General features: G+C 63.2%; 19 protein-coding genes. 12 read left to right on the top strand and 7 right to left on the bottom strand.

Annotated features, from left to right (window positions below; all coding sequences use genetic code 11):
* Positions 1-336: 336 nt before the first annotated feature.
* The gene (locus LOY26_RS19925; RefSeq protein ID WP_033699696.1) at positions 337-594 is read left to right on the top strand and encodes a DUF2790 domain-containing protein; all 258 of its coding nucleotides are present in this window, start codon (positions 337-339) and stop codon (positions 592-594) included.
* A 64-nt stretch (positions 595-658) separates the two neighbouring features.
* Here LOY26_RS19925 and LOY26_RS19920 read toward each other — a convergent pair whose 3' ends face one another.
* A complete protein-coding gene (locus LOY26_RS19920) occupies positions 659-2,020 on the bottom strand; it encodes a PLP-dependent aminotransferase family protein (RefSeq protein ID WP_186658115.1) in 1,362 nt (453 codons plus the stop codon).
* A 76-nt stretch (positions 2,021-2,096) separates the two neighbouring features.
* On the opposite strand from LOY26_RS19920, the gene LOY26_RS19915 reads away from it, so the two are divergent.
* The 6 genes from LOY26_RS19915 (at position 2,097) to LOY26_RS19890 (ending at position 6,520) form a co-directional block, all read left to right on the top strand.
* Positions 2,097-3,056 (top strand): threonine dehydratase, encoded by a 960-nt coding sequence (locus LOY26_RS19915; protein WP_186658113.1) that lies wholly within the window; start codon positions 2,097-2,099, stop codon positions 3,054-3,056.
* 117 nt (positions 3,057-3,173) lie between these two features.
* Complete coding sequence (locus LOY26_RS19910; protein WP_033699695.1) at positions 3,174-3,818, top strand: LysE family translocator; 645 nt, start codon at positions 3,174-3,176, stop codon at positions 3,816-3,818.
* A gap of 142 nt (positions 3,819-3,960) precedes the next feature.
* On the top strand, positions 3,961-4,386 hold the full coding sequence (locus LOY26_RS19905; RefSeq protein WP_186658108.1) for a nuclear transport factor 2 family protein: 426 nt from the start codon (positions 3,961-3,963) through the stop codon (positions 4,384-4,386).
* Positions 4,387-4,430: 44 nt separating this feature from the next.
* Entirely contained in the window at positions 4,431-4,775 is a 345-nt protein-coding gene (locus tag LOY26_RS19900) for a YciI family protein (RefSeq protein WP_033699692.1), read from the top strand.
* A gap of 21 nt (positions 4,776-4,796) precedes the next feature.
* On the top strand, positions 4,797-5,282 hold the full coding sequence (locus LOY26_RS19895) for an SRPBCC family protein (RefSeq protein ID WP_258714029.1): 486 nt from the start codon (positions 4,797-4,799) through the stop codon (positions 5,280-5,282).
* Positions 5,282-6,520 (top strand): RNA polymerase sigma factor, encoded by a 1,239-nt coding sequence (locus LOY26_RS19890; protein ID WP_186658105.1) that lies wholly within the window; start codon positions 5,282-5,284, stop codon positions 6,518-6,520. The genes LOY26_RS19895 and LOY26_RS19890 overlap by 1 nt, the downstream gene beginning before the upstream one ends.
* 67 nt (positions 6,521-6,587) lie before the next feature.
* Here LOY26_RS19890 and LOY26_RS19885 read toward each other — a convergent pair whose 3' ends face one another.
* Together LOY26_RS19885 and LOY26_RS19880 are read right to left on the bottom strand one after the other, a co-directional pair.
* The gene (locus tag LOY26_RS19885) at positions 6,588-7,058 is read right to left on the bottom strand and encodes a MaoC family dehydratase (protein ID WP_033699686.1); all 471 of its coding nucleotides are present in this window, start codon (positions 7,056-7,058) and stop codon (positions 6,588-6,590) included.
* 35 nt (positions 7,059-7,093) lie between these two features.
* Positions 7,094-8,038, bottom strand: coding sequence for an alpha/beta hydrolase (locus tag LOY26_RS19880; protein ID WP_033699684.1), 945 nt, complete (start codon positions 8,036-8,038; stop codon positions 7,094-7,096).
* Positions 8,039-8,262: 224 nt separating this feature from the next.
* On the opposite strand from LOY26_RS19880, the gene fadD2 reads away from it, so the two are divergent.
* Entirely contained in the window at positions 8,263-9,951 is a 1,689-nt protein-coding gene (gene fadD2, locus LOY26_RS19875) for a long-chain-fatty-acid--CoA ligase FadD2 (RefSeq protein WP_258714028.1), read from the top strand.
* A 265-nt stretch (positions 9,952-10,216) separates the two neighbouring features.
* Positions 10,217-11,914, top strand: a complete 1,698-nt coding sequence (gene fadD1 / locus LOY26_RS19870) for a long-chain-fatty-acid--CoA ligase FadD1 (protein ID WP_186658103.1) — start codon at positions 10,217-10,219, stop codon at positions 11,912-11,914.
* A 167-nt stretch (positions 11,915-12,081) separates the two neighbouring features.
* On the opposite strand, the gene LOY26_RS19865 is transcribed toward fadD1, so the two are convergent.
* Complete coding sequence (locus LOY26_RS19865) at positions 12,082-13,389, bottom strand: FAD-binding oxidoreductase (RefSeq protein ID WP_258714027.1); 1,308 nt, start codon at positions 13,387-13,389, stop codon at positions 12,082-12,084.
* A 25-nt stretch (positions 13,390-13,414) separates the two neighbouring features.
* Positions 13,415-14,779, bottom strand: coding sequence for a glutamine synthetase family protein (locus LOY26_RS19860; RefSeq protein WP_033700192.1), 1,365 nt, complete (start codon positions 14,777-14,779; stop codon positions 13,415-13,417).
* 445 nt (positions 14,780-15,224) lie between these two features.
* Between LOY26_RS19860 and hrpA the strand changes: the two genes are divergently transcribed.
* Together hrpA and LOY26_RS19850 are read left to right on the top strand one after the other, a co-directional pair.
* A complete protein-coding gene (hrpA, locus tag LOY26_RS19855; RefSeq protein ID WP_258714026.1) occupies positions 15,225-19,130 on the top strand; it encodes an ATP-dependent RNA helicase HrpA in 3,906 nt (1,301 codons plus the stop codon).
* A 177-nt stretch (positions 19,131-19,307) separates the two neighbouring features.
* Positions 19,308-20,429 carry a beta-ketoacyl-ACP synthase III gene (locus tag LOY26_RS19850; RefSeq protein WP_186663929.1) on the top strand — a complete coding sequence of 374 codons (1,122 nt, stop codon included), beginning with the start codon at positions 19,308-19,310 and terminating at the stop codon, positions 20,427-20,429.
* 139 nt (positions 20,430-20,568) lie between these two features.
* On the opposite strand, the gene LOY26_RS19845 is transcribed toward LOY26_RS19850, so the two are convergent.
* A complete protein-coding gene (locus tag LOY26_RS19845) occupies positions 20,569-21,813 on the bottom strand; it encodes a putative porin (RefSeq protein ID WP_047583807.1) in 1,245 nt (414 codons plus the stop codon).
* A gap of 262 nt (positions 21,814-22,075) precedes the next feature.
* On the opposite strand from LOY26_RS19845, the gene LOY26_RS19840 reads away from it, so the two are divergent.
* Entirely contained in the window at positions 22,076-23,203 is a 1,128-nt protein-coding gene (locus LOY26_RS19840) for a GNAT family N-acetyltransferase (RefSeq protein ID WP_033699673.1), read from the top strand.
* 27 nt (positions 23,204-23,230) lie between these two features.
* On the opposite strand, the gene LOY26_RS19835 is transcribed toward LOY26_RS19840, so the two are convergent.
* On the bottom strand, positions 23,231-25,063 hold the full coding sequence (locus LOY26_RS19835; RefSeq protein WP_033699671.1) for an ABC transporter ATP-binding protein: 1,833 nt from the start codon (positions 25,061-25,063) through the stop codon (positions 23,231-23,233).
* Positions 25,064-25,078 lie beyond the last annotated feature (15 nt).

Raw genomic sequence — 25,078 nt, 5'->3', positions numbered from 1 at the left:
CGTTCAGGGTCGAGCAGCCTTGAGCAACACAGGTAATCAGAAATCGCGCATTTCCCTTGTTGAATCGGCCGGGTCGGGCAGAGGCCAACCAACGGCTCTACGCCACTATATACCGCCCATTATGTCGCAGATTGTTGCAAATCCGGCAAGGGTGAATATCCGACTTCGGGGTTCAACTATTGCCAACCGGGAGTAGACTTTTACTCATCCCACCAGCAGTACGACGAAGCGGGATCGGTACTTCGTGTCATCTTTGCAGTCGATGACAACTTCTCCGCGCCAATGACGGCATTAGAAGTCAATCGATCAGCTTGATTGCTTTATAGGCACTCCCACATGAAACCATTACTGATTCTTGCATTGGTCGGTATGTCCTCGTTCGCCCTCGCCGATGAGGTCCAACCTGTCTCCAACCAGCCTGTGGCCCAGCAGTACGACTACTCCATGAACCTGGATATCAAACGGGTCATCAACCTGTCGACCATCCCCAATGTTTGCGAAGTGGTACCTGCAACCATGACCTATGAAGACCACCAGGGCCAGGTGCACACCATTCAGTACCGCGCCATGGGCGAGGGTTGCCAGCAGGGTTGATCGTTCAAGGTCAGCGGCCTCTTCGCGCCGCGCCGACGCGAAGAGGTTGCAGGCTTCTCCCGGTTCATTCACTGGAAAGCACCTGCCGCACCACCTCCAGCCCTTGTTTCAGTTCAGCCCGGCTGGCGGCCGCCGACAGGCTGATACGCACGGCCTGCACCTCGCTGGCGCCAATGGCGAACACACTGGCCGGGACAACCTCCACGCCCCGTTCGCGACACTGCTTGACCACCCCCTCTGCACCTTGCGGTGTGGCCAGCCACGCGTGCGGCGAAGGCTGGCCTGTGTTGTGCAACCCATCGCCCAGCAGCTTTCGCGCGAGGCGCCAGCGCTCGGTAATTTCAGCACGTTGCCAGGCCAGGCGTAGCGCTGCTGTGCCATCTTCTATCCACTGGCAGGCGATATACAGGTTCAGTGGCGACACCGGCCAGTGACTCGCCTGGGCGTGCGGGTCGATGTGTGCAAGCAGCTGCGGGTTGGCCGCAATCCACCCTACACGCAAACCTGCTGCCACCGTCTTGGACAAGCTGCTGATGAGCACCCCTTGCTCGCCCAGCAGTGGGTACAGCGGCGGTCGGTCGCTGAGTGCGCCATACACGTCATCCTCGATCACCAGCAGCCCCAGGCGTTTGACGACCGCCGCAAGCGCTTCGCGGCGGGCGTCATCCATGCAGGTGCCCGTGGGGTTGTGCAGGGTCGGTGTGGTGACCAGTACGCGGGCACCGCTGGCGCGGGTGACGCGGTCAAGGTCGTCGGGCCGCAGGCCTTGGCTGTCCAGTGCCACGCCATGCACGGGCAGGCGTAGCTGTCGGCAGGCTGCTTTGATGCCAGGTGCGGTCAAGGCTTCGAGCATGACCGGTTCACCGGCCTGGCAGAACGACTGCAGCACCAGGGTCAGTGCCTGCTGAGCGCCGCCACTGAGCAGCAATTGGTCCGGGGCCAGCGCCAAGCCACGCTTGGCCAGCCAGTGCGCGCCCTGAATACGGCCGCGCAGCAGTTGCTCGGGGCCCAGGTAGTGATCCAGCAAGCTGCTGTCGCGCTGCTCCAGCACGCTGTGCAGGCTGCGCTGCAGGTCCTGATTGTGCGGGTCGGCCACCGGTACGTTGGTCGACAGGTCGATCAGCGGCTTTGGCCCGTCTTGGTGTTTGAGGCGAAACAGGGTCGCTTCCTTGCTGCCTGCCAGCACGTAGGTGCCGCGGCCGACTTCGCCGGCCACCAGGTGGCGGGCGGCAGCTTCCCGGTAGGCCTGCTGGGTGGTGCTGGGGTTCAGGTCGAGTTTCCAGGCCAGGCGCCGTTGCGGTGGCAGGCGGTCACCGACCTTGAGCTCGCCGCGCTCGATGGCATCGGCGATCGCCTCGACCAATGCCAGGTAGCGGGGCTGGTCATCGTTTGCGAGCGTTGGGATCCACACGAAATTGCTACCCATGCAATATAAGGTTGTACCCATACAATGCCCGGGGCTTAGGATCGGATCAACCACCTACCGAAGAGGGATGATCGCCATGTTCGACCTGAATGCCCTGCGCGAAGCCGCCGATTTCGTTCACCAGCACGTGCCTGCAACACCGCAGCACGCCTGGCCTTTGCTGGCCGAACGGCTGGGCTGCCAGGTGTGGGTAAAGCACGAGAACCACGCGCCCACCGGTGCATTCAAGGTGCGTGGCGGGTTGGTCTACGTGCGCTCGCTGCTGGCGGGCGGCAAGCCGCCGCGCGGCCTGGTCACCGCCACGCGTGGCAATCACGGCCAGAGCATGGCACTGGCTGCCCGCCAGGCTGGCATCCCCTTGGTGATTGTGGTGCCTGAAGGCAATTCCACCGAAAAGAACGCCGCCATGCGCGCCCTCGGCGCCGAACTGGTGGAGCACGGTGTCGATTTTGATGTGGCCCGTGAAGAGGCTGCCCGGCTGGCTGATGAATTGGGGTACGCGATGGTGCCGTCGTTTCACCCGGAGCTGGTGCGCGGCGTGGCCACGTATGCCCTGGAGCTGCTCGAGGCGGTGTCTGACCTGGACAGCGTGTACGTGCCGATCGGCATGGGGTCGGGGATCTGCGGGCTGATCCAGGCACGCAACCTGCTGGGGTTGAAGACCGAGATCGTGGGGGTGGTGTCCAGTGCTGCCGATGCCTATGCGCAAAGTTTCGAACTGGGCCGCATCGTCACCACCGCCACCGCCCAGACCTTCGCCGATGGCATGGCCTGCCGCGTGCCGCACCCGGAGGCGTTCGCCTTGGTGTGCGAGCATGCCGCGCGCATCGTGCGGGTCACCGACAGTGAAGTCGCCGAGGCCATGCGGCTGTACCACGAAGCCACGCACAATACTGCCGAAGGTGCAGGGGCTGCGGCGCTGGCGGCGTTGATGCAGGAGCGCGAGCGACAAGTCGGTAGGCGGGTGGCCGTGGTGCTTAGCGGGGCGAATGTGGATCGGGCGCTGTATGCGCGCGTGCTGGCGGGCATCGACTGAGCTTGATTGGCATCAGGGGGTACCGCGCCCACTGTCATGGGGGAATTTGCGCTTTCAATCGAGTGATCACTCGTGGCAGGCTCTACGGCGCTTAATTGGCCGGTCATCGAGTGCTCAATGCCTTTTTCCAATGGATTTCTCCTCAGCCTGTCCCTGTGTCTGGACATCGGCATCGCCAACATCGCCATGATCACCTTGGCCATGCAGCGTGGTTTTCTCAAAGGTTTCTGGCTGGGGCTTGGGACTTGCGTGGGTGACTTGATCTATGCCGTTGCCGCGCTGGCCGGGATGACCGTGCTGTTGCAGTTCGAAAGCGTGCGCTGGACCTTGTGGCTGGGCGGTTCGGCGCTGCTGGTGTGGTTTGCGGTGAAGATGCTGCTGGCCGCGTGGCGCGGCGGGCACATGGAGGCGCGGGCAGACGTGGTGGTGGAGTCCGGTTGGCGCGAGTTTTTGCGAGGGATCTTTTTGGCCATGTCGTCACCCACCGCGATTTTGTGGTTCGCGGCTGTCGGTGGGGTGCTGATTTCACGCTCCGGCGGTGGCAGTTTGCTGGATGCCGGGTTGTTCCTTAGCGGCTTTTTTGCTGCTGGGTTGGTCTGGTGTCTGAGCCTGTGTGGTATTGCCAGCCATGGCGGGCGCTTGCTTGGCGACCGGCTGCTGACCTGGTCGTACCTGTTGTCGGCGGCGATCTTCTGCTATTTCGCGGTTTATGTGATTGTTTCGGGGTATCGTGAATTTATTCTCGCCAGTTCGGCAGTGTAGGCATGCACCTGCCGGCCCAACCCTTTCTTTCCGGCAACAAAAATAATTTCACCACCCTGTCGATTCCCCCGTCTACCGTTCGACCAGAGTTGAAGGCCCAGCCCAAATCTGTGCCAAAACCTCAAACGATCGGAGCACCCCGATGAGCACCTCAGCCGAAAACGAAATTCGCCAACTGATCGACCGCTGGATGCAAGCTGTGCGCGACCGCGACGTCCAGGCCATCACCGCCCCCTATGCCGACGACATCGTCGCCTTCGATGCCATCAAGGCACTGCAATTCAAAGGCAAAGCCACCTACCAGGCCCACTGGGAAATGTGCATGGGCTTTTGCACCGGCCCGATGGTCTTCGAACTGGCCGAACTCACCGTGTACGCCGACGGCGACCTGGGCCTGGCCCATTGGCTGAACCGCTGCGGCCCGTCCGATGACGAAAGCCAGTGTGGCTTCATGCGCGTCACGGTCGGCTATCGCCGCCAAGGCGGGCAATGGCAGGTGATCCACGAACACTGGTCGGCACCCTTCGACATGGACACCCAGAAAGCCCTGTTCGATCTCAAGCCCTGAGCCGATATCGCCAAACGCACTGTGCCAATGCCCTGGAGGCGACCATGAAATACCTGTGCCTGGTCTATTGTGACGAAGGGCTGCTGCACAGCCTGCCCGACAGCCCGGAAGACGCCGAGTGCATGGCGTACGCCGAATCCCTGCAGGGCGGCGGGCGCATGCTCGCGGCCGAGGCGCTGAAGTCGGTGCAGACCGCCACCACGGTGCGTGTGCGCAATGGGCAGATGAGCCTCACCGATGGCCCGTTCGCCGAGACCAAGGAGCAACTGGCCGGCTTCTATCTGGTGGATGCCCGCGACCTCAACGAGGCGCTGAACATCGCCAAGGGCATACCCGCCGCCAGGGTCGGCAGTGTGGAAGTGCGGCCTGTGCGCGAACTGCAACCCTGACAATAACGGAGAACAACCAGCATGAGCCTTGCACACCCTGCGCAAGCGCAGCACGAGTTGTCCATCAGCCGCCTGATCGACGCACCACCGACCAAGGTGTTCCGCGCCTGGACCGAGCCCCAGTGGCTGATGCAATGGTGGGGGCCACATGGCATGACCACCCCCGAATGCGAAATGCAGCTGTGGGTTGGTGGCCTGTTCCGTACCTTGATGCGCGCCCCGGACGGTACCGAGTACCCAACCCAGGGCGTGTTCCTGGAGATCGCCGCGCCCCGGCGGTTGGTGTTCACCGACGCTTTCGGGCCAGGCTGGGTGCCTTCAAACAAAGCCTTCATGACCGCCGTGGTGACCTTCGACGAGGAACACGGCCAAACCCGATACACCGCCCGCGCCTGGCACTGGAGCGCCGCCGACAGCCGTGCCCATGAAGAAATGGGGTTTCACCAAGGCTGGGGAGAAAGCCTGGACCGCCTGGTGGAGGTGGTGGCCCAGCGGATGCCGGACTGATGGTGACGCTGGCGCAGGTGCGCGCCGAGGTCGAGGCAGTCTACCGTCGCGATTCCCGGCGCATCCTGGCGACCTTGATTCGCCTGCTGGGGGATTTCGACCTGGCCGAGGAGGCCATGCACGATGCGTTCTTCATTGCCGTCGAGCGCTGGCAGCGTGATGGCATCCCCGACAACCCGCGGGCGTGGCTGGTTTCGACCGGCCGTTTCAAGGCCATCGACGCGTTACGTCGACGTGCCCGCTTCGACCGCTCCCAGGCGGACCTGATCATGCTGCTGGAAGGCCAGGCGCAAGACCCCAGCGACGAAGAACTGCTCGGCGACGACCGTTTGCGGCTGATCTTCACCTGCTGCCACCCGGCGTTGGCCGGCGACGCCCAGGTGCCGCTGACCCTGCGCGAGGTCTGCGACCTGACCACCGAGCAGATTGCTCGAGCGTTTCTGCAAAGCCCGGCCACCATCGCCCAGCGCATCGTGCGGGCCAAGGCCAAGATCCGCGATGCCGGCATCCCCTATCAGGTGCCGGTGCTCAATGAGTTGCCCGAGCGCCTCGAGAGCGTATTGCGGGTGATCTACCTGGTGTTCAATGAAGGGTACTCGGCATCGTCCGGCGACGCCCTGCTGCAGCAAGATCTGACTGACGAAGCGATTCGCCTTGGCCGCCTGCTGGTGCAACTACTACCCGACCCGGAGGGGTTTGGCTTGCTGGCGTTGATGCTGTTGCAGGCGTCGCGCCAGCGTGCGCGTACAGACGCCGAGGGCAATCTGGTGCTGCTTGAGCAACAAGACCGCAGCCTGTGGGACCGCGAGTGTATCGAAGAAGGTTGCGCGCTGGTGCGCCACGCCCTGCAAAGCCGGGCCTATGGCGCCTACACCGTACAGGCGGCGATTGCCGCGGTGCATGCCGAGGCGGCCACGGCCGATGCGACGGACTGGGACGAAATCGTCGGGCTGTACGATGTGTTGCAACGCTACTGGCCGTCCGCGGTGGTGGCGCTGAACCGGGCGGTGGCGCTGGCCAAGCGTGATGGGCCGCAGGTGGGGCTCACGGAGGTTGAAGCGATTCTGGCGGCGGGGGAGTTGCGCGATTATCACCTGGCCTATGCGGCAAGGGCGCAGTTGCATGCTCAGTTGGGTCATGTCGAAGAGGCACGCGCGGCCTGGCAGCAGGCACTGGCGTTGACCCGGCAGGCGCCGGAGCGACGGCATATCGAAAGCCGTCTACGCGAATTGGGGTAAGGGTATTTGCAGCCCTTTTCGCGGTGGTTCGGCGCCCCGAACCTCCGCGAAGCGGCCTGTGCTGAAATCAGCTGGCCACGAAATGCGGTGGCGATACCAGCTCGACGGTCTGCTGCTTGCGCGGCGCCAGGATTTCGGCCTCGCCTTCGACGACCAGCTCATCGTTCTGGTTGTACACATTGGTGGCGATGCGCACCTTGAACTTGGGCAGCTTCTCGAGGATTTCCAGGCGCACGGTCAGGGTGTCGCCGATTTTTACCGGCTTCTGGAAGCTCATCTTCTGGCCCAGGTAGATGGTGCCAGGCCCAGGCAGGGTGCAGGCCACTGCGGCACTGATCAGCGCGCCGCTGAACATGCCATGGGCAATGCGTTCACGGAACATGCTCTTGGCCGCAAACTCGGCATCCAGGTGCACCGGGTTGTGGTCACCGGACATCGCAGCGAACAGCTGGATGTCGCGTTCTTCCACAGACTTCTCATAGGTGGCTTTCTGGCCGACCTCAAGGGCTTCGTAAGGCGTGTTGGTGACCTGGGACATCGGGGCTTCCTTAAGCGGTGGGGCGAGGGTGCCTATCATTCACTGCGCGCAGGGCGGCCAAGGGCCAGCGCCTGTTCGAGCCAGCCGAGAATATCGGCGGTGACCTCGTCACGGTTGGTTTCGTTGAGCACTTCGTGCCGCGCTTGTGGGTAGACGCGCAGCTGTACATGCCGGTTGCCGGTCGCGCGCAGCGCGTCGGCCAGATGGGTGAGACGCTTGCCGGCACTGACCGGATCACATTCGCCGCCAATCACCAGCAATGGCAGGTTCGGATCGATCTGCGCGAGGGTACTTGCCTGGCTGATCTGCGCCAAGCCTTGCAGCAAGTCGAGCCACAGTTGGTTGCTGCAGCGAAAGCCACACAGGGGGTCATTCACGTACAGGTCCACTTCGCCAGGGTCGCGGCTAAGCCAGTCGAAGGCCGTGCGGTTAGGCTTGAAGGCCTTGTTGAACGCGCCGAATGACAGCCAGTCTATCAGCGCACTCTTGCCCAGCGGCCCCTGGCGCCAGGCCTCCAGCCGGGCAATCAGCCGCGCCACCCGGTACAACGCAGCCGGCTGGAAGTTGGAGCCGCTGAGGATCGCCCCCTGCACGCTGGCGCTGTGGTGCAGCAGGTACGCCTGGGCGATGTAGCTGCCCATGCTGTGGCCAAACACGAACAACGGTGTGCCGGGGTACTGCTGACCGATGTGCTGGGCGAGCAAGCCCAGGTCATTGACCACGGCATTCCAGCCATGATTGCGGGCGAACAGGCCCAGGCTGCCCAGCTCGGCGGTGCGGCCATGGCCGCGCTGGTCGGCGGCGAACAGCGCAAAGCCGGCCTCGCTCAATGCCTGGCCCAGGCGCCGGTAGCGCCCGGCGTGCTCCGCCATGCCATGGGCCAGCAACACCACGGCCTTCACCGGGGTTGTCGGCAGCCATTGGTGCACATAGAGGCTGCAATGCTCGCTGGCGGGTAGCCAGAAGGCGTCGTGGGGCATGGCCGGTCCTTTGCGCAGGGGTACGCGCACAGTGTATGCGCAACCGGCTGGATTGCAGGAAGGGCACAAATAAGATTCACAATGTTAATGGCGGAGCTTGGCGTATATGCCGCCTTCGGCTTACCTGCTAACGTCGGTTCAACGCCTGTTTGCCATTGGCGACCAGGTCAAAGGATTACATGACCCGCTACCGGTAGCAGGTCCAGGCAGAGGAACAATAATAAATGCAAGCCGACTTCTGGAATGACAAGCGCCCTGCGGGCGTGCCTTCCACCATCGATATCCATGCCTATACCTCTGTCGTCGAGGTGTTCGAACGCTCCTGCAAGCGCTTTGCCGACCGCCCGGCGTTCAGCAACCTCGGCGTCACCCTTACCTACGCGGCGCTGGAGCGCCAGTCGGCGGCCTTCGCAGCCTGGCTGCAGCACAATACCGACCTGGCCCCGGGCGATCGCATCGCCGTGCAGATGCCCAACGTGCTGCAGTACCCGATCGCCGTGTTCGGTGCGTTGCGCGCGGGCCTGATCGTGGTCAACACCAACCCGTTGTACACCGAGCGTGAAATGCGCCACCAGTTCAAGGACGCCGGCGCCCGTGCCCTGGTGTACCTGAACATGTTCGGCAAGCGCGTGCAGGAAGTGCTGCCCGATAACGGCATCGAATACCTTATCGAAGCAAAGATGGGCGACCTGTTGCCCACCGCCAAGGGCTGGCTGGTCAACACCGTGGTCGACAAAGTGAAGAAGATGGTGCCGGCCTATCAATTGCCCCAGGCGGTGTCGTTCAAGCAGGTGCTGCGTGAGGGCCGTTCGCTGAGCCACAAACCGGTGCCGCTGAGCCTCGACGACATCGCCGTGTTGCAATACACCGGTGGCACCACTGGCCTGGCCAAGGGCGCCATGCTCACCCACGCCAACCTGGTGGCCAACATGCTCCAGGTGCTGGCGTGTTTCTCGCAGCACGGGCCAGACGGGCAGAAGATGATCAAGGAAGGCCAGGAGGTGATGATCGCGCCGCTGCCGCTGTACCACATCTACGCGTTTACCGCGAACTGCATGTGCATGATGGTCACAGGCAACCACAACGTGCTGATTACCAACCCACGCGACATCGCCGGCTTCGTCAAGGAGCTGGGCAAGTGGCGTTTTTCCGGCCTGCTGGGGCTCAATACCTTGTTCGTCGCGCTGATGGACCATCCAGGCTTCAGGCAACTGGACTTTTCCGCGCTGAAGGTCACCAACTCTGGCGGCACCGCGCTGGTCAAGGCCACCGCCGAGCGCTGGGAGAGCCTCACGGGCTGCCGTATCGTCGAAGGCTACGGCCTGACCGAGACGTCGCCGGTAGCCAGCACCAACCCCTACGGCCAGCTGGCGCGCCTGGGCACGGTAGGCATCCCGGTGGCAGGCACGGCGTTCAAGGTGATCGACGACGATGGCAACGAGCTGCCGCTGGGCGAGCGGGGCGAGCTGTGCATCAAGGGCCCGCAGGTGATGAAGGGCTACTGGCAACAACCGGAGGCCACGGCGCAGACCCTGGACGCCCAGGGCTGGCTGAAGACCGGCGACATCGCGGTGATCGACCCCGATGGTTTCACCCGTATCGTCGACCGCAAGAAGGACATGATCATCGTCTCGGGCTTCAATGTGTACCCCAACGAGATCGAGGACGTGATCATGGCCCATCCGCAAGTCGCCAGTTGCGCCGCCATCGGCGTACCCGACGAGCGCTCCGGCGAGGCGGTGAAACTGTTCGTGGTGCCGCGTGAGGGCGGAGTCAGCGTGGATGAGCTCAAGGCTTACTGCAAGGCCAACTTCACCGGTTACAAGGTGCCCAAGCACATTGTGCTGCGCGACTCGCTGCCGATGACACCGGTGGGCAAGATTCTGCGGCGCGAGCTGCGTGACATTGCCTGACAAGGCTGCAAATACGCCTCTAGAGCGGGCCTTTCGGCCCGTTTTGCGACATTTTGGATAATTACTCTAAAAATGACCTGCATTGTTCATTGAGTCATTTTTGTGACCGTAAGGCCTGTTTTGGCCTCTAGGCGACCCCTGGCAAAGCTGTTACTCTCGGGCCGCTTTCAGATGATCCGGTTTGCAATGAGCCGTCATCACATATCAATAATAAGCGCATCGACGCGTGAATCGAACTTCGCTGTTGCTGAAGGAGTGGGCTTCCATGATCGAACATTTTTGGAAGGATAAATACCCAGCCGGGATTACGGCGGAAATCAATCCTGACGAATTCCCCAATATCCAGGCGGTACTCAAGCAATCCTGCCAACGCTTTGCCGACAAACCGGCCTTTAGCAACCTGGGCAAGACTATCACCTATGGCGAACTGTATGCGCTGTCGGGGGCATTTGCCGCCTGGCTGCAGCAGCACACCGACCTGAAGCCGGGTGATCGCATTGCCGTGCAACTGCCCAATGTCCTGCAATACCCGGTAGCGGTATTCGGCGCCATGCGTGCAGGGCTGATCGTGGTCAACACCAACCCGCTGTACACCGCGCGGGAGCTGGAGCACCAGTTCAACGACTCCGGCGCCAAGGCGCTGGTGTGCCTGGCCAACATGGCCCACCTGGCTGAAAAAGTGCTGCCCAAGACCCAGGTCAAGCATGTCATCGTCACCGAAGTGGCCGACCTGCTGCCGCCGCTCAAGCGCCTGCTGATCAACAGTGTCATCAAGTACGTGAAGAAGATGGTGCCGGCCTACAACCTGCCGCGTGCCGTGCGCTTCAACGACGCCCTGGCACTGGGCAAGGGCCAGCCGGTTACCGAAGCCAACCCGCAAGGCAGCGACGTCGCGGTGCTGCAATACACTGGCGGTACCACGGGCGTGGCCAAGGGCGCGATGCTGAGCCACCGCAACCTGGTGGCCAACATGCTGCAGTGCCGGGCGCTGATGGGCTCGAACCTGCATGAAGGTTGCGAGATCCTGATCACGCCGCTGCCGCTGTACCACATCTACGCCTTCACCTTCCATTGCATGGCGATGATGCTGATCGGCAACCACAACGTGCTCATCAGCAACCCGCGTGATTTGCCGGCGATGGTCAAAGAGCTGGGCAAGTGGAAATTCAGCGGCTTCGTCGGCCTCAACACCTTGTTCGTCGCCCTGTGCAACAACGAGGGGTTCCGCGCCCTGGACTTCTCGGCGCTGAAAATCACCTTGTCTGGCGGCATGGCCCTGCAACTGAGCGTGGCCGAGCGCTGGAAGGCCGTGACCGGGTGTGCCATCTGCGAAGGTTACGGCATGACCGAAACCAGCCCGGTGGCTGCGGTCAACCCGTCCGAGGCCAACCAGGTCGGCACCATCGGTATCCCGGTGCCCTCGACGCTGTGCAAGGTCATCGACGACAGTGGCAATGAACTGCCGCTGGGCGAGGTGGGTGAACTGTGCATCAAGGGCCCGCAAGTGATGAAGGGCTACTGGCAGCGCGAGGACGCCACCGCCGAGATCCTCGACAGCCAAGGCTGGCTCAAGACCGGTGACATCGCGTTGATTCAGCCGGACGGTTACATGCGCATCGTCGACCGCAAGAAGGACATGATCCTGGTCTCGGGTTTCAATGTGTACCCCAACGAGCTGGAAGACGTGCTCGCCGGCTTGCCCGGTGTGCTGCAGTGCGCGGCCATTGGTGTGCCGGATGAGAAGTCGGGTGAAGTGATCAAGATGTTCATCGTGGTCAAGCCGGGCATGACCGTGACCAAGGAGCAGGTGATGGAGCACATGCGTGCCAACGTCACCGGTTACAAGGTGCCGCGCTACATCGAGTTCCGCGATACGTTGCCGACCACCAACGTGGGCAAGATCCTGCGCCGTGAATTGCGTGACGAAGAGCTGAAGAAGCAAGGCCTCAAAAAGATCGCCTAACCCACGCAGCGATCGATGTAGGAGCGGCCTTGCGTCGCGAAAGGGCCGCAAAGCGGCCCCGACAATCTATGCGGCGAAGCTGAAACTATGCGGCGAAGCTGAAATCTAGGGCCGCTACGCGCCCCTTTCGCGACGCAAGGCCGCTCCTACACCAGCACGCGCGTCGATCAGCGCAGTTTTTCAAGCATCTGGTAGTACCACATTCCCGCCGCCAACAGCGGATTCCCCAGCAGTTCCCCCATTGGCACCCGCACATGCTTGCACTGGGCAAAGGTGTCGAACTTCTGCAGAGTCCCGGTCAGCGCTTCGGCCATGATCTCGCCCATGATGTGGCTGGTGGCAATGCCATGCCCGGAATAGCCCTGGCAGTACCAGACATTGTCCGAGAGCTTGCCCAGTTGCGGGATGCGATTGACCACGATACCCATGGCGCAGCTCCACTGGAACTCGATCGGTACCCCTTTGAGCGCCGGGAAGGTGCGCTCGATGCACGGGCGCAGCTCTGCTTCGATATCGCGTGAGTCGCGCCCGGAATAGTTGGCGCCGCCGCCAAACAGCAAGCGCTTGTCGGCGGTCAGGCGGTAATAGTCGAGGACAAAACGGCAGTCGTATACCGCCAGGTCCTGCGGGTTGATCTGCTCGGCCAGCTCGCCCAACGGTGCGGTGGTGACGATGCCGCCCATGGCCGGGAAGATCTTGCCCTTGAGCTTGCGCTGTTCCAGCTTGTGATAGACATCGCCCGCCAGCATCACCTGGCGGGCTTCGATCCGCCCCTGGGCTGTCACTACTGCCGGGCGCGGGCCGTGGACGATGTCCAGCACCTCTGAGTTTTCAAAGATCAGTGCCCCCAGGCTATGGGCGGCACGCGCCTCGCCCAGGCACAGGTTGAGCGGGTGCAGGTGCAGGTTGCGTCGGTTCTTCAATGCACCCAGGTACAGCGGGCTTTGCAGGTGCTGGGCCATGGCGTTACGGTCGAGCATCTGCACCTGGTCGTCCATGCCGCGACGCTGGGCTTCGGCCTCGAACCCGCGCAGCTCGTTCAGGTGCGACGGTTTCATCGCCGCATGCAGGTGGCCGCGCTTGAGGTCGCAGTCGATACCGTAGCGGGCCACCCGTTGCTCGATGACCTGGTGCCCGCGCCAACGCAGGTGCCAGATGAAATCATCCACCTCGCTGCCCAGGCGGTTGCGCATCTGTGTACGCATGGCTTCGTCGCCCGACAAGCTGCCGGTCACCTGCCCGCCATTGCGCCCGCTGGCACCCCAGCCGATGCGATTGGTTTCGACGATAGCCACTTTAAGGCCGCGCTCGGCCAACTCCACGGCAGTGGCCACGCCGGTGAACCCACCGCCGATGATCGCCACGTCTACCTGCTCGGTGCCCTTGAGGGTCGGGTACTGCGTATGGTCATTCAGGGTGGCGTTGTAATAGGACGGCGCACGTTGGGCCGGCCCCTGGTTCAGTGCTGCGTTCATGGGTGTTCCTTGTTATGAATGGGGCTCAAGCCTGGTGCAGGTACCAGCGCCAGTCCTGCTCGCTGACTTCGGCCATGAACTGGCGGTACTCGGCGCGCTTGACCTTCAGGTACACGCCGAGGAAGTCCGCGCCCAGTGCTTCGCGCGCCCAGTCCGAATGCTGCAGGGCATCCAGGGCGGTCAGCCAGTCGGTGGGCAGGTGCTCGGTGGCCTGGGCGTAGCCGTTGCCTTCAACGGGGGCGCCAGGGTCCAGCTGTTCGCGAATACCTCGGTGGCTGGCGGCGAGGATTGCCGCTGCCGCCAGGTACGGGTTGGCATCGGCGCCGCAGATGCGGTGCTCCACGTGCCGGCTGTTGGCCGGGCCGCCTGGTACCCGCAGGCTGACCGTGCGGTTGTCGACCCCCCAGGTCGGCGCAAGTGGCGCGTAGCTGTTGGCCTGGAAGCGGCGGAACGAGTTGGCGTTGGGGCAGAACAACAACAGCGAATCGCGCAGGTGGCGCAGCATGCCGGCCACCGCTTGGCGCAACAGTGGCGTACCGGCCTTGTCTTCGCTGGCGAACAGGTTGTTGCCGGCGCTGTCGGCCAGGCTCAGGTGCATGTGCATGCCGGTGCCGGCCAGTTGCGCGAAGGGTTTGGCCATGAAGCAGGCCTGCATGCCATGGGCATGGGCCACGCCTTTGACCAGGCGCTTGTAGCGTACGGCCTGGTCCATTGCCGCCAGGGCATCGCCGTGCTCAAGGGTGATTTCCACCTGGCCGGGTGCATACTCGGAGATCGCCGTGCGGGCCGGAATGCCCTGGGCCTTGCAGGCAGCGTAGAGGTCGGCGAGAAACGGCTCGATCTGCTCAAGCTCACGCAGGCCATACACCTGGGTGCTGCGTGGCCGGCCGCCGTCGTTGTCCAGGGCAGGCTGCGGTCGGCCCTGGGCATCACGCTTCTGGTCGAGCAGGTAGAACTCCAGCTCGCAGGCCATCACCGGGTGGTAGCCGTCAGCCTTGAGTGCATCGATGGTGCGCAGCAGCACATGGCGCGGGTCGGCAATGCTGGCCGGCAGGCCCTCGCTGGGGTGCATGCTGACCTGCACTGCGGCGGTCGGCACGCGCCGCCACGGCAGGCGTACCAGGCTGCCCTCCAGCGGGTAGGCGCGGCAGTCGATGTCGCCGACATCCCAGACCAGGCCTGAGTTTTCGACGTCATCGCCGTTGAGGGTCAGGCCCATGATGGTGCTGGGCAGCGGGCGACCGGTCTGGTACACCGCCAGCAGTTCCTCGCGGTGCAGCAGCTTGCCGCGGGGTACACCGTTGGCGTCGAGGATGAACAGTTCGATCAGCTCGATATCGGGGTTGTCGGCCAGAAACTGGCTGGCGTGTTCGGGGTTTGCAAAGTGCATGTCGGATTCGCTCATGGGCGCACATGACCGCCGCGGGCAACCGTGGGGTCAAACTGAAACGATCGGCCAGCAGCGGGCCGGGTTTGGTCAGTGATGCGTGAGCGAAGTATCCGGTGGGCGTGCGTGGCGACAGTGCCACAAGGCCCAGAACGCGAGGATGATGTGCACCAGCGGATTTTCACCGGCACGGGTCCGGGCCTTCGGGAGCGAAGGGCGGGACTGCGGGGGCACGGTGAACGGGGCAGGGATCATGCCTTTGATACTCACATGCGGCGTAAGGTTGATTAAAGCAGTGAATGGCAACCTTTACATCGGTGTCGGCTAAACATTTGCGGCGAGGTGCTGGGTGCAGGAGCCAGCAGAGAACGGGCAAATCTGCGACAATCGCGCCTCTTCAAATGCCGATCATGAAAAAGCAGGCCCACCTGCATCACTAAAAAGCCCCATGACAGATCAAGCCATCGACCAGCTCCTGAAAAACCTCGACCACGCCATGATCGCCGACCGCCATCGTCTGCGTCGGCAACTGCATGAGCTGCGCAAGCGCCCCGACGAGGCCAAGCTCGCCCAGTGGGCGGAAAAGGTCCAGGCCTCCTGCGCCCAGGTCACCGCGCGCCAGCAAAGCGTGCCGACCGTGCGTTACGACGACAGCCTGCCCATTGCAGCCAAGCGTGACGAGATCAAAAAGGCGCTGGCCGAGCACCAGGTGCTGGTCATCGCCGGTGAGACCGGCTCGGGCAAGACCACCCAGTTGCCGAAGATCTGCCTTGAGCTGGGGCGCGGCAGCCATGGCCTGATTGCCCATACCCAGCCACGCCGGATTGCTGCGCGCAGCGTCGCCGCCCGTGTCGCCGAAGAACTCGGCACGCCGCTTGGTGGGCTGGTTGGTTACCAGGTGCGTTTCGAGGACCAGAGTGATTCCAACACCCTGGTCAAGCTGATGACCGACGGCATCCTGCTGGCTGAAACCCAGCACGACCGCTTTCTCGAACGCTACGACACGATCATCGTCGACGAAGCCCACGAACGCAGCCTCAACATCGACTTCCTGCTCGGCTACCTCAAGACCCTGTTGCACCGCCGCCCGGAACTGAAGCTGATCATCACCTCGGCGACCATCGACCTCGAGCGTTTCTCCAAGCACTTCGACGGTGCACCTATCATTGAAGTCTCCGGGCGCACCTTCCCGGTAGAAACCTGGTACCGCCCGCTGACCAGCGAGCAGGACGAGGAAGGCAACCAGATCGAGGATGACCTCACCGTCGACCAGGCCATCCTCGCCACCCTGGATGAACTGGCGCAACACGAGCGCAGCCAGGGCAAGGGGCCGGGTGATGTCTTGATCTTCTTGCCGGGTGAGCGGGAAATCCGCGACGCGGCCGAGATCCTGCGCAAGGCGCAACTGCGCCATACCGAGATTCTGCCGCTGTATGCACGCCTGTCACCCGCCGAGCAGCAGCGCATTTTCCAGTCGCATACCGGGCGCCGGGTGATCCTGGCCACCAACGTTGCCGAGACCTCGCTGACGGTGCCGGGCATTCGCTACGTGATCGACACCGGCACCGCCCGCATCAGCCGCTACAGCTACCGGGCCAAGGTCCAGCGCCTGCCGATCGAGGCGGTATCCCAGGCCAGTGCCAACCAGCGTAAAGGCCGTTGCGGCCGGGTCGAGCCTGGCATCTGCGTGCGCCTGTACAGCGAAGAGGATTTCAACGGCCGGCCGGCGTTCACCGACCCGGAGATTCTGCGCACCAACCTGGCGGCGGTGATCCTGCAGATGCTGCACCTGCGCCTGGGTGCGATCGATGCGTTCCCGTTCATCGAGCCGCCGGATGGCAAGGCTATCAGCGATGGTTTCAACCTGTTGCAGGAGCTCTCGGCGGTCAACCGCGAAAACCAGTTGACCCCGCTCGGGCGGCAACTGGCGCGTTTGCCCATCGACCCACGGTTAGGCCGCATGCTGCTTGAAGGCGCCCGTCAGGGCAGCCTGCAGGAAGTGTTGATCGTCACCAGTGCGCTGTCGGTGCAAGACCCGCGCGAGCGGCCGCCGGAGCGCCAGCAGGCGGCCGACCAGGCGCATGCCCAGTGGAAGGACGTCGACTCCGACTTCGCCGCGCTGGTCAATTTGTGGCGGGGCTTCGAGGAGCAGCGCCAGGCGTTGACTGCCAGCCCGCTGCGCAACTGGTGCCGTAAGAACTTCCTCAATTACCTGCGCCTGCGCGAATGGCGTGACGCCCACCGCCAGTTGGCGCTGATCTGCCGTGACCTGCAATTGACGGTCAACAAGGAACCGTCCGATTACCAACGGATGCACAAGGCAATCCTCAGCGGCCTGCTCAGCCAGATCGGCCAGAAGACCGAGGAGGGCGATTACCAAGGTGCCCGCCAACGGCGCTTCTGGGTCCACCCGTCCTCGGGGTTGGGCCGCAAGCGTCCGCAGTGGGTGATGGCCGCCGAGCTGGTGGAAACCACCAAGCTGTATGCGCGCATGGTCGCCCGCATCGAGCCCGACTGGATCGAGCCGCTGGCGGCCCACCTGGTCAAGAAGAACCACTTCGAACCGCATTGGGAGAAGAAGCGCGGGCAGGTGGTGGCGTACGAGCAGATCACCTTGTACGGGCTGATTCTGGTTGGCCGCCGCCCGGTGCACTTCGGCCCGATCGACCCGGTGACATCGCGGGAGCTGTTCATTCGCGAGGGGCTGGTGGGCGGCGAAATCCAGTCGCGGGCCAAGTGCCTGTCGGCCAACAAGCGCCTGCTCGAACAGCTCGACGAACTGGAGGCCAAGGCCCGCCGGCGCGACATTCTGGCCGACGAAGAGACCCTCTACGCCTTCTACGAAGCGCGCCTGCCCGAGGACATCCACCAGACCGCGACCTTCGATGCCTGGTACCGCATGACCAGCCAGAAGGACGCCAACCTGCTGATCATGCGCGAGGAAGACGTGCTGGCCCGTGAGGCCAGCGAAGTCACCGCAGCGCAGTACCCGGACAGCCTGCAGGTGGGGGACTTGCGCCTGTCGTTGAGCTACCACTTCGAACCGGGCCACCCGCGCGACGGCGTGACGGTGCGGGTACCGGCACCGCTGTTGCCGAGCCTGCCGGGCGAGCGCCTGGAGTGGCTGGTGCCGGGCCTGCTCGAAGCCAAGTGCGTGGCGCTGGTGCGCAACCTGCCCAAGGCGCTGCGCAAGAATTTCGTGCCGGTGCCGGACTTCGTCAAAGCTTCGCTGGCCCGCATGACTTTCGGCCAGGGCGCGCTGCCCCAGGCGTTGGGCCAGGAGCTGCTGCGCATGACCGGTGCACGTGTTTCCGACGAGGCCTGGGCAGAATCTGTCAGCCTGGTCGAAGGCCACCTGCGGATGAACATCGAAGTGGTCGATGCCCAGGGCAAGTTCCTTGGCGAAGGCCGCGACCTGGCCGAGTTGACCGCGCGCTTCGCCGCTGCCAGCCAGGCCGCGCTGGCGGTGCCACGCAGCGAAAACGCCGAACGGCCGGTGCAGGCGAAAGCGTTCAGCGAAGTGGCGCAGACCACCCAGCAGAAGATCGCCGGTCTGTCGATGACCGTGTACCCGGCGCTGGTGGAGGAAAACGGCACTGTTCGCGAAGGGCGTTTCTCGACCCAGGCCGAAGCCGAGTTCCAGCACCGCCGCGCCTTGCAGCGCCTGTTGTTGCAGCAGTTGGCAGAGCCTGCCAAGTTTTTGCGCGGCAAGCTGCCCGGGCTGACCGAACTGGGCTTGCTGTACCGCGAGCTGGGCCGTGTCGAGGCGCTGGTCGAAGACATTCTGCTGGCCAGCCTGGACAGCTGCATCCTTGAAGGCGAACAGCCGCTGCCCCGTGACGGTGCGGCCTTGGCCGGGCTGGCTGAGCGCAAGCGTGGCAGTTGGGCCGAGCATGCCGAGCGCCTGGCGCGCCTGACCCTGGAGGTGCTCAAGCTGTGGCATGGCCTGCAGAAGCGCTTCAAGGGCAAGATCGACCTGAGCCAGGCGGTGGCGCTGAACGACATCAAGCAACAATTGGCCAACCTGGTGTACCCGGGCTTCGTGCGCGAAACCCCGGGTGCCTGGTTCAAGGAGCTGCCGCGTTACCTCAAGGCCGTGGAGCTGCGCCTGGAGAAGCTGGGCTCGCAGGTGCAGAAGGATCGCGTCTGGAGCGGCGAGCTGGCCAACCTCTGGGCCCAGTACAAGAAACGCGCCGACAAGCACGCCCAGGAGGGCAAGCGCGATGAGCAACTGACGTTGTACCGCTGGTTGCTGGAAGAATACCGGGTGTCGTTGTTCGCGCAGCAGCTGGGGACGAAAGTGCCGATTTCTGACAAGCGATTGAGCAAACAGTGGAGCCAGGTGGAAGGCTAACTGCCTTGATTTGTGGCACACTTCAAGGCGTTTGGGGGCCGCATTGCGGCCCTTCGCGGGTAAACCCGTGCCCACAAGGGCGCGGCCCTCGCCTTTGAATTGGCACTAAAGTGCCATTATTCAGTCATGTTTCCAGCCAGCGCCCCGTGGCGATGGCCTTTGACCAGAGGAACGACCGTGCATAACGTCGTGATCAGCGGCACCGGCCTGTATACCCCGGCCCAGAGCATTTCCAACGAAGAACTGGTGGAGTCCTTCAATACCTGGTCGCAGCAGTTCAACCGCGACAACGCCGCCGCCATCGAGCGCGGTGAGATCGAGGCAGCGCCGCTGTCCGACGCTGCTTTCATCGAAAAGGCCTCGGGTATCAAGAGCCGCTTCGTGCTGGACAAGGCCGGCATTCTCGACCCGCAACGCATGAAACCGCGCCTGCCAGAACGCTCCAATGACGAGCCGTCGGTTCTGTGCGAAATGGCCGTGGCCGCAGCGCGCCAGGCACTGGAGCGTGCAGGCCGCACCGCTGCCGATGTCGATGGCGTGATCGTCGCCTGCTCCAACCTGCAGCGCCCGTATCCAGCCATTGCCATCGAAGTGCAAAAGGAACTGGGCATCGAGGGCTTCGCCTTCGACATGAACGTCGCCTGCTCGTCAGCCACCTTCGGCATCCAGACCGCCGCCAACAGTGTGCAACTGGGCCAGGCGCGTTCGGTGCTGATGGTCAACCCCGAGGTCTGCACCGGGCACCTGAACTTCCGCGACCGCGACAGCCACTTCATCTTCGGCGATGCCGCCACTGCGGTGCTGATCGAGCGGGCCGACCTGGCCACGTCCAAGCACCAGTTCGAGATTGTCAGCAGCAAGTTGTGGACGGGGTTCTCCAATAACATCCGCAACAACTTCGGCTTCCTCAACCGCGCGGCGGAGGAGGGTGAAGGGGCGGCAGACAAACTGTTCATCCAGGAAGGGCGCAAGGTGTTCCGTGAAGTGTGCCCGAAGGTCGCCGAGCTGATCGGTGAGCACCTGGAGGCGAACGACCTGCAGCCGAGCGACGTCAAGCGCTTCTGGCTGCACCAGGCCAACCTGAGCATGAACCACCTGATCGTCAAGAAGCTGCTGGGGCGTGAAGCCACCGAGGAAGAAGCACCGGTGATTCTGGACCGTTATGCCAACACCAGTTCGGCAGGGTCGGTGATTGCCTTCCACCTGTACCAGGATGACTTGGCCGAGGGGGCGGTGGGCGTGCTGAGCTCGTTTGGTGCGGGGTATTCGGTGGGGAGTGTGATTCTGCGCAAGCGCTAGGTTTTTGTAAGGACCTGTACCGGCCCCTTCGCGGTTTTACCCGCGAAGGGGCCGGCGCATTTCTGGCAGACGAAAAAAGGCAGGAAATGCCGGATGGGGTCGGCATTTCCCGCCTTGAGTGAAACAGAGAAGCGGTTGCTTAGAACTTGGCTTCCAGGTCGACCTGCAGCGTATCGACATCCGCATTGCTGTTCGGCAACTGCGACAGATCGGTCTTGGCCATCAGGTAAGCCGCACCCAGCGAGAAGTTCTTGTCGATTTCGTAACCGACCTTGAACTTGTGCCCGCGCGAACCGGTGAAGCCGTTGCCGAAGTCGGAGTCGGTAAACAGGCTGACCACGGCGTTGCGCTGAACATCGCGGTAGTTGTAGTCCAGGCTCCAGGCGCCAACCTTGGTCTTCAGACCGGCCAGCCAGGCCTGGTCTTCACCGTCGGTGCTCTCGGTGTTTTTCACGTACTGGCCGTAGGCCGACAGAGGGATGGCGAAGCCGGTGAAGTCCAGCTGGCCGAAGCCTTCCACCAGGTTGAACTCGTTGGTGGTGTTGCCGAACGACTGCAGAATGGCCGCTTCCTTGTCGTTATCGTAGCCATAGATGCTCGCACCCACGGTGACCTTCAGCACGTCGGCGGGGGCGAACTTGGCACCCAGCTGGCCGTGGTAGACCTGCGCGTCATGCTTGTACTGCACACCGTCGCCGTCGACGTTGTCCTTGAGGGTGTACTGGCCCGCACTGGCGAACACTTCGGCGCCGCCCAGGTCGGCCTTGTAAGTCGCTGCTACGCCTTCGGGGTTGATATCGCTGTCCCAGATGATATCGCCCATGCTCACCCATGGCTGGGGCATCTTGCCGCCGATCAGGTGCAAGTTCGGCACCGCCGTCGGGTGCCAGTCGAGGTAGGCCAGGTCGACCCACAGCGACTTCTTGTCGAAGTAGTTGTCAAGGCTCTGGTTGGTGGAGCGGCGGTCGGCGCTGCTGCCGGTGGCGATGCGTACGCCGGCATCGACTTGCGGGTTGATCTCGCTGTAGAAGCCGACACGGGCACGAACGCGCTGGCGGTCCTGGTTGCCGCTGCTGCTGTTCGGCTCGTCGACGTTGACGTCTTCGTAGCGCAGGCGCACATCACCCTTGATCTGGGTCTTGGCGGCCCATGCCACTTTCTGTTCAAAGGAACTCATACGTTCGGACTGAGCTTTCTGGTCGGCCTTTTCCTTGGTCTCTTTTGCCAGATCGCCTTGCAGTTCGTTGTACTGCGCCTGGTTGATCGAGCCATTGGCGCGGAGCATTTCGAGCAACTTGGCGTCGACAGCAGCACTGGCCGGAGTACTCAGAGCCAGCATCATGCCGGTGAGGCTCACTCCGGTAAGTGTGGAAACAAGACGCATAAGGTTCTCCCTACTGAAAAAAATGGGGGAGGCTCAGCGCCCGCCCCTGTGTTGGCATGTCTTCGGAAAGGGCCTGAATAGACAGGTTCTGGGGTTCCGGAAAACAGGCGCAAGTATTGCGAGGGGGGATTACAGATTAATGTCGAATTAGTGGCACTGTTGTTAAGCCATCGGGCATGAATGAGTTGGCCGGGCGATCGTCATTTGAGTGATGGGCCCTTCTTCCGGGATACTGAGTGCCTCAAGAAAGCGAGTCGAAACCGTGACCAGCCTGTACAGCCTTGCTCATCTGCGTGATCTTCCGGCGGCCACCTGGGATGCCCTGGTGCCCGCTGGCCAGCCATTTCTGCGCCACGCCTTCCTCACTGCCCTGGAGGACAGCGCCAGCGTTGCACCGTCGACCGGCTGGGCGGCCGAGCACTTGGTGCTGGAACGGGAAGGGCAGGTGCGCGCGGTCATGCCGGCCTACCGCAAGTGGCATTCGTTTGGCGAGTATGTGTTCGACCACGGCTGGGCCGATGCCTGTGAGCGGGCAGGCATCGCCTATTACCCCAAGTTGCTCGGCGCGGTGCCGTTCAGCCCGGTCAGCGGCCCGCGCCTGCTGGCTGCCGACCCCGCCGACGGCCTGCTGGTGTTGCAAGCGCTACCCGAATACCTGGGCAAGGGCGGGCTTTCTGGTGCGCACATCAACTTCACCGACCCGGCCCTGGACCAACAGATGGCCAGCTTGCCAGGCTGGATGGAGCGCCTTGGTTGCCAGTTCCACTGGCGTAACCGCGGTTATCGAGACTTCCAGGATTTCCTCGACACGCTCAGCTCGCGCAAGCGCAAGCAGATGCGCAAGGAGCGCGAACAGGTGGCCGGGCAGGGCATCGACTTCCAGTGGTACCGGGGGGAGCAACTGACGGAGGCGCAGTGGGATTTTGTCTACCTGTGCTACGCCAACACGTATGCGGTACGCAGGCGCGCCCCGTACCTGACCCGTGAATTCTTCAGCCTGCTGGCCGAGCGCATGCCCGAGGCACTGCGGGTGGTGATGGCGAGGCAGGGTGGGCGTGACGTGGCCATGGCCCTGAGCCTGGTGGGCGACGACAGCCTGTATGGCCGTTACTGGGGGTGCCTGGATGAATTCGACCGGCTGCACTTCGAGACCTGCTTCTACCAGGGCATGGACTTTGCCATTGCTGAAGGCTTGCAGCGCTTTGATGCGGGGGCCCAGGGCGAGCACAAGCTGATCCGTGGGTTCGAGCCGGTGCTGACGCGGTCGTGGCATTACCTGTTGCACCCGGGGTTGCGGCGGGCGGTCGAGGGGTTCTTGTTGCAGGAGCGCGAAGGGGTGCAGGGGTATGCCGAGGAGGCGCGGGGGATGTTGCCCTACCGCAGGGATTGAAACCTGCCTCGGCTGCACCGGCCGGGTTCAATCCACCCCGACGAACCCCCCGGTCTGGTGATGCCACAACCGCGCATACAACCCTTGTTGCGCCAGCAGTTCACTGTGACTGCCGCTTTCGACGATATGCCCCTTGTCCAGCACTACCAGGCGGTCCATCCGGGCAATGGTTGAAAGCCGGTGCGCGATAGCGATTACCGTCTTGCCTTGCATCAGGGTCTCCAAGCTTTCCTGGATCGCTGCCTCGACCTCCGAGTCCAGCGCCGAGGTGGCCTCGTCCATGATCAGGATCGGCGCATTCTTCAGCAGCACCCGCGCAATGGCGATACGTTGGCGCTGGCCGCCAGACAGCTTGACCCCACGCTCGCCCACATGGGCATCGAAGCCGGTACGCCCCTGGGCGTCGGACAGCTGTGGTATGAACTCGTCGGCGCGGGCGCGGCGCACCGCTTCGTGCAGTGCCGCTTCGCTGGCCTCGGGGCGGCCGTACAGCAAGTTGTCACGGATCGAGCGGTGCAACAGCGAGGTGTCCTGGGTGATCATGCCGATTTGTGCGCGCAGGCTGGCCTGGCTCACTTCGGCGATGTCCTGGCCATCGATCAGGATGCGCCCGCCCTGCACGTCGTACAGGCGTAGCAGCAGGTTGACCAGGGTCGATTTGCCCGCGCCTGACGGGCCGATCAGGCCAATCTTCTCGCCCGGGCGAATGTCCAGGTTGAGCCCCTCGATCACGTTGCTGGCCTTGCCGTAGTGGAAGTCCACGTCGTCGAAGTGCACCGCGCCACGGCTTACCTTCAGCGCAGGCGCATTGGGCTTGTCGGTGACGGTAACCGGCTGGGCGATGGTCTGCAGGCCGTCCTGGACCATGCCGATGTTCTCGAAGATGCCGTTGACCACCCACATGATCCAGCCCGACATGTTGACGATGCGGATCACCAGGCCGGTGGTCAGGGCGATTGCGCCCACGGTGATCAGCGACTGGCTCCACAGCCACAGCGCCAGGCCCGTGGTGCCGACCACCAGCAAGCCGTTGAGGGTGGTGATGACCACGTCCATGCTGGTGATGACGCGGGAGGCCAGCTGGGTTTTCTCGGTCTGTTCGCGGATCGCCTCGCGGGCGTACTGCTGCTCGTAATCGGTGTGGGCGAACAGCTTCAGGGTGGCGATGTTGGTGTAGCCGTCGACGATGCGCCCCATCAGCTTGGAGCGTGCGTCGGACGAAATCACCGAGCGGGCCTTGACCCGGGGCACGAAGTAGAACAGCGCGCCGATGTAGCAGGCGATCCACGCCAGCAGTGGCAGCATCAGGCGCCAGTCGGCCTCGGCGAACAGCACCAGTGCACTGACGGCGTAGATCAGGACGTGCCACAGCGCATCCACCGCCTGTACCGCAGAATCACGCAGCGAGTTGCCGGTCTGCATGATGCGCTGGGCAATGCGCCCGGCGAAATCGCTCTGGAAGAAATTCAGGCTCTGTTTGAGCACATAGGTGTGGTTTTGCCAGCGGATCATGCTGGTCATGCCTGGGTTGATGGTCTGGTGCACCAGCAGGTCGTGCAGGCCGAAGAACAGCGGGCGCAACAGTAGCACCACCACCAGCATCCAGATCAGCTCACCGCTGTGCTCGCTGAAGAAGTTGGCATTGGGCGTGCCCTGGGCCAGGTCGATGATGCGGCTCAGGTAGCTGAACATCGCCACTTCGATCAGCGAGGCAATCAGCCCTACCACCAGCAGGGCGACAAAGCTGGGCCAGACTTGGCGCAGGTAATACAGGTAGAACGGCCACACCGTGCTCGGCGGCGCTTCGCTCGGTGCCTCGCGGAAAATATCGATCAGTCTTTCGAAACGGCGGTACAGCATGGGTGACAACACTCC

The organism is Pseudomonas sp. B21-047 (assembly GCF_024748775.1).
Lineage (GTDB): Bacteria > Pseudomonadota > Gammaproteobacteria > Pseudomonadales > Pseudomonadaceae > Aquipseudomonas > Aquipseudomonas capeferrum.
This window is presented reverse-complemented; position numbering and strand designations above follow the sequence as displayed.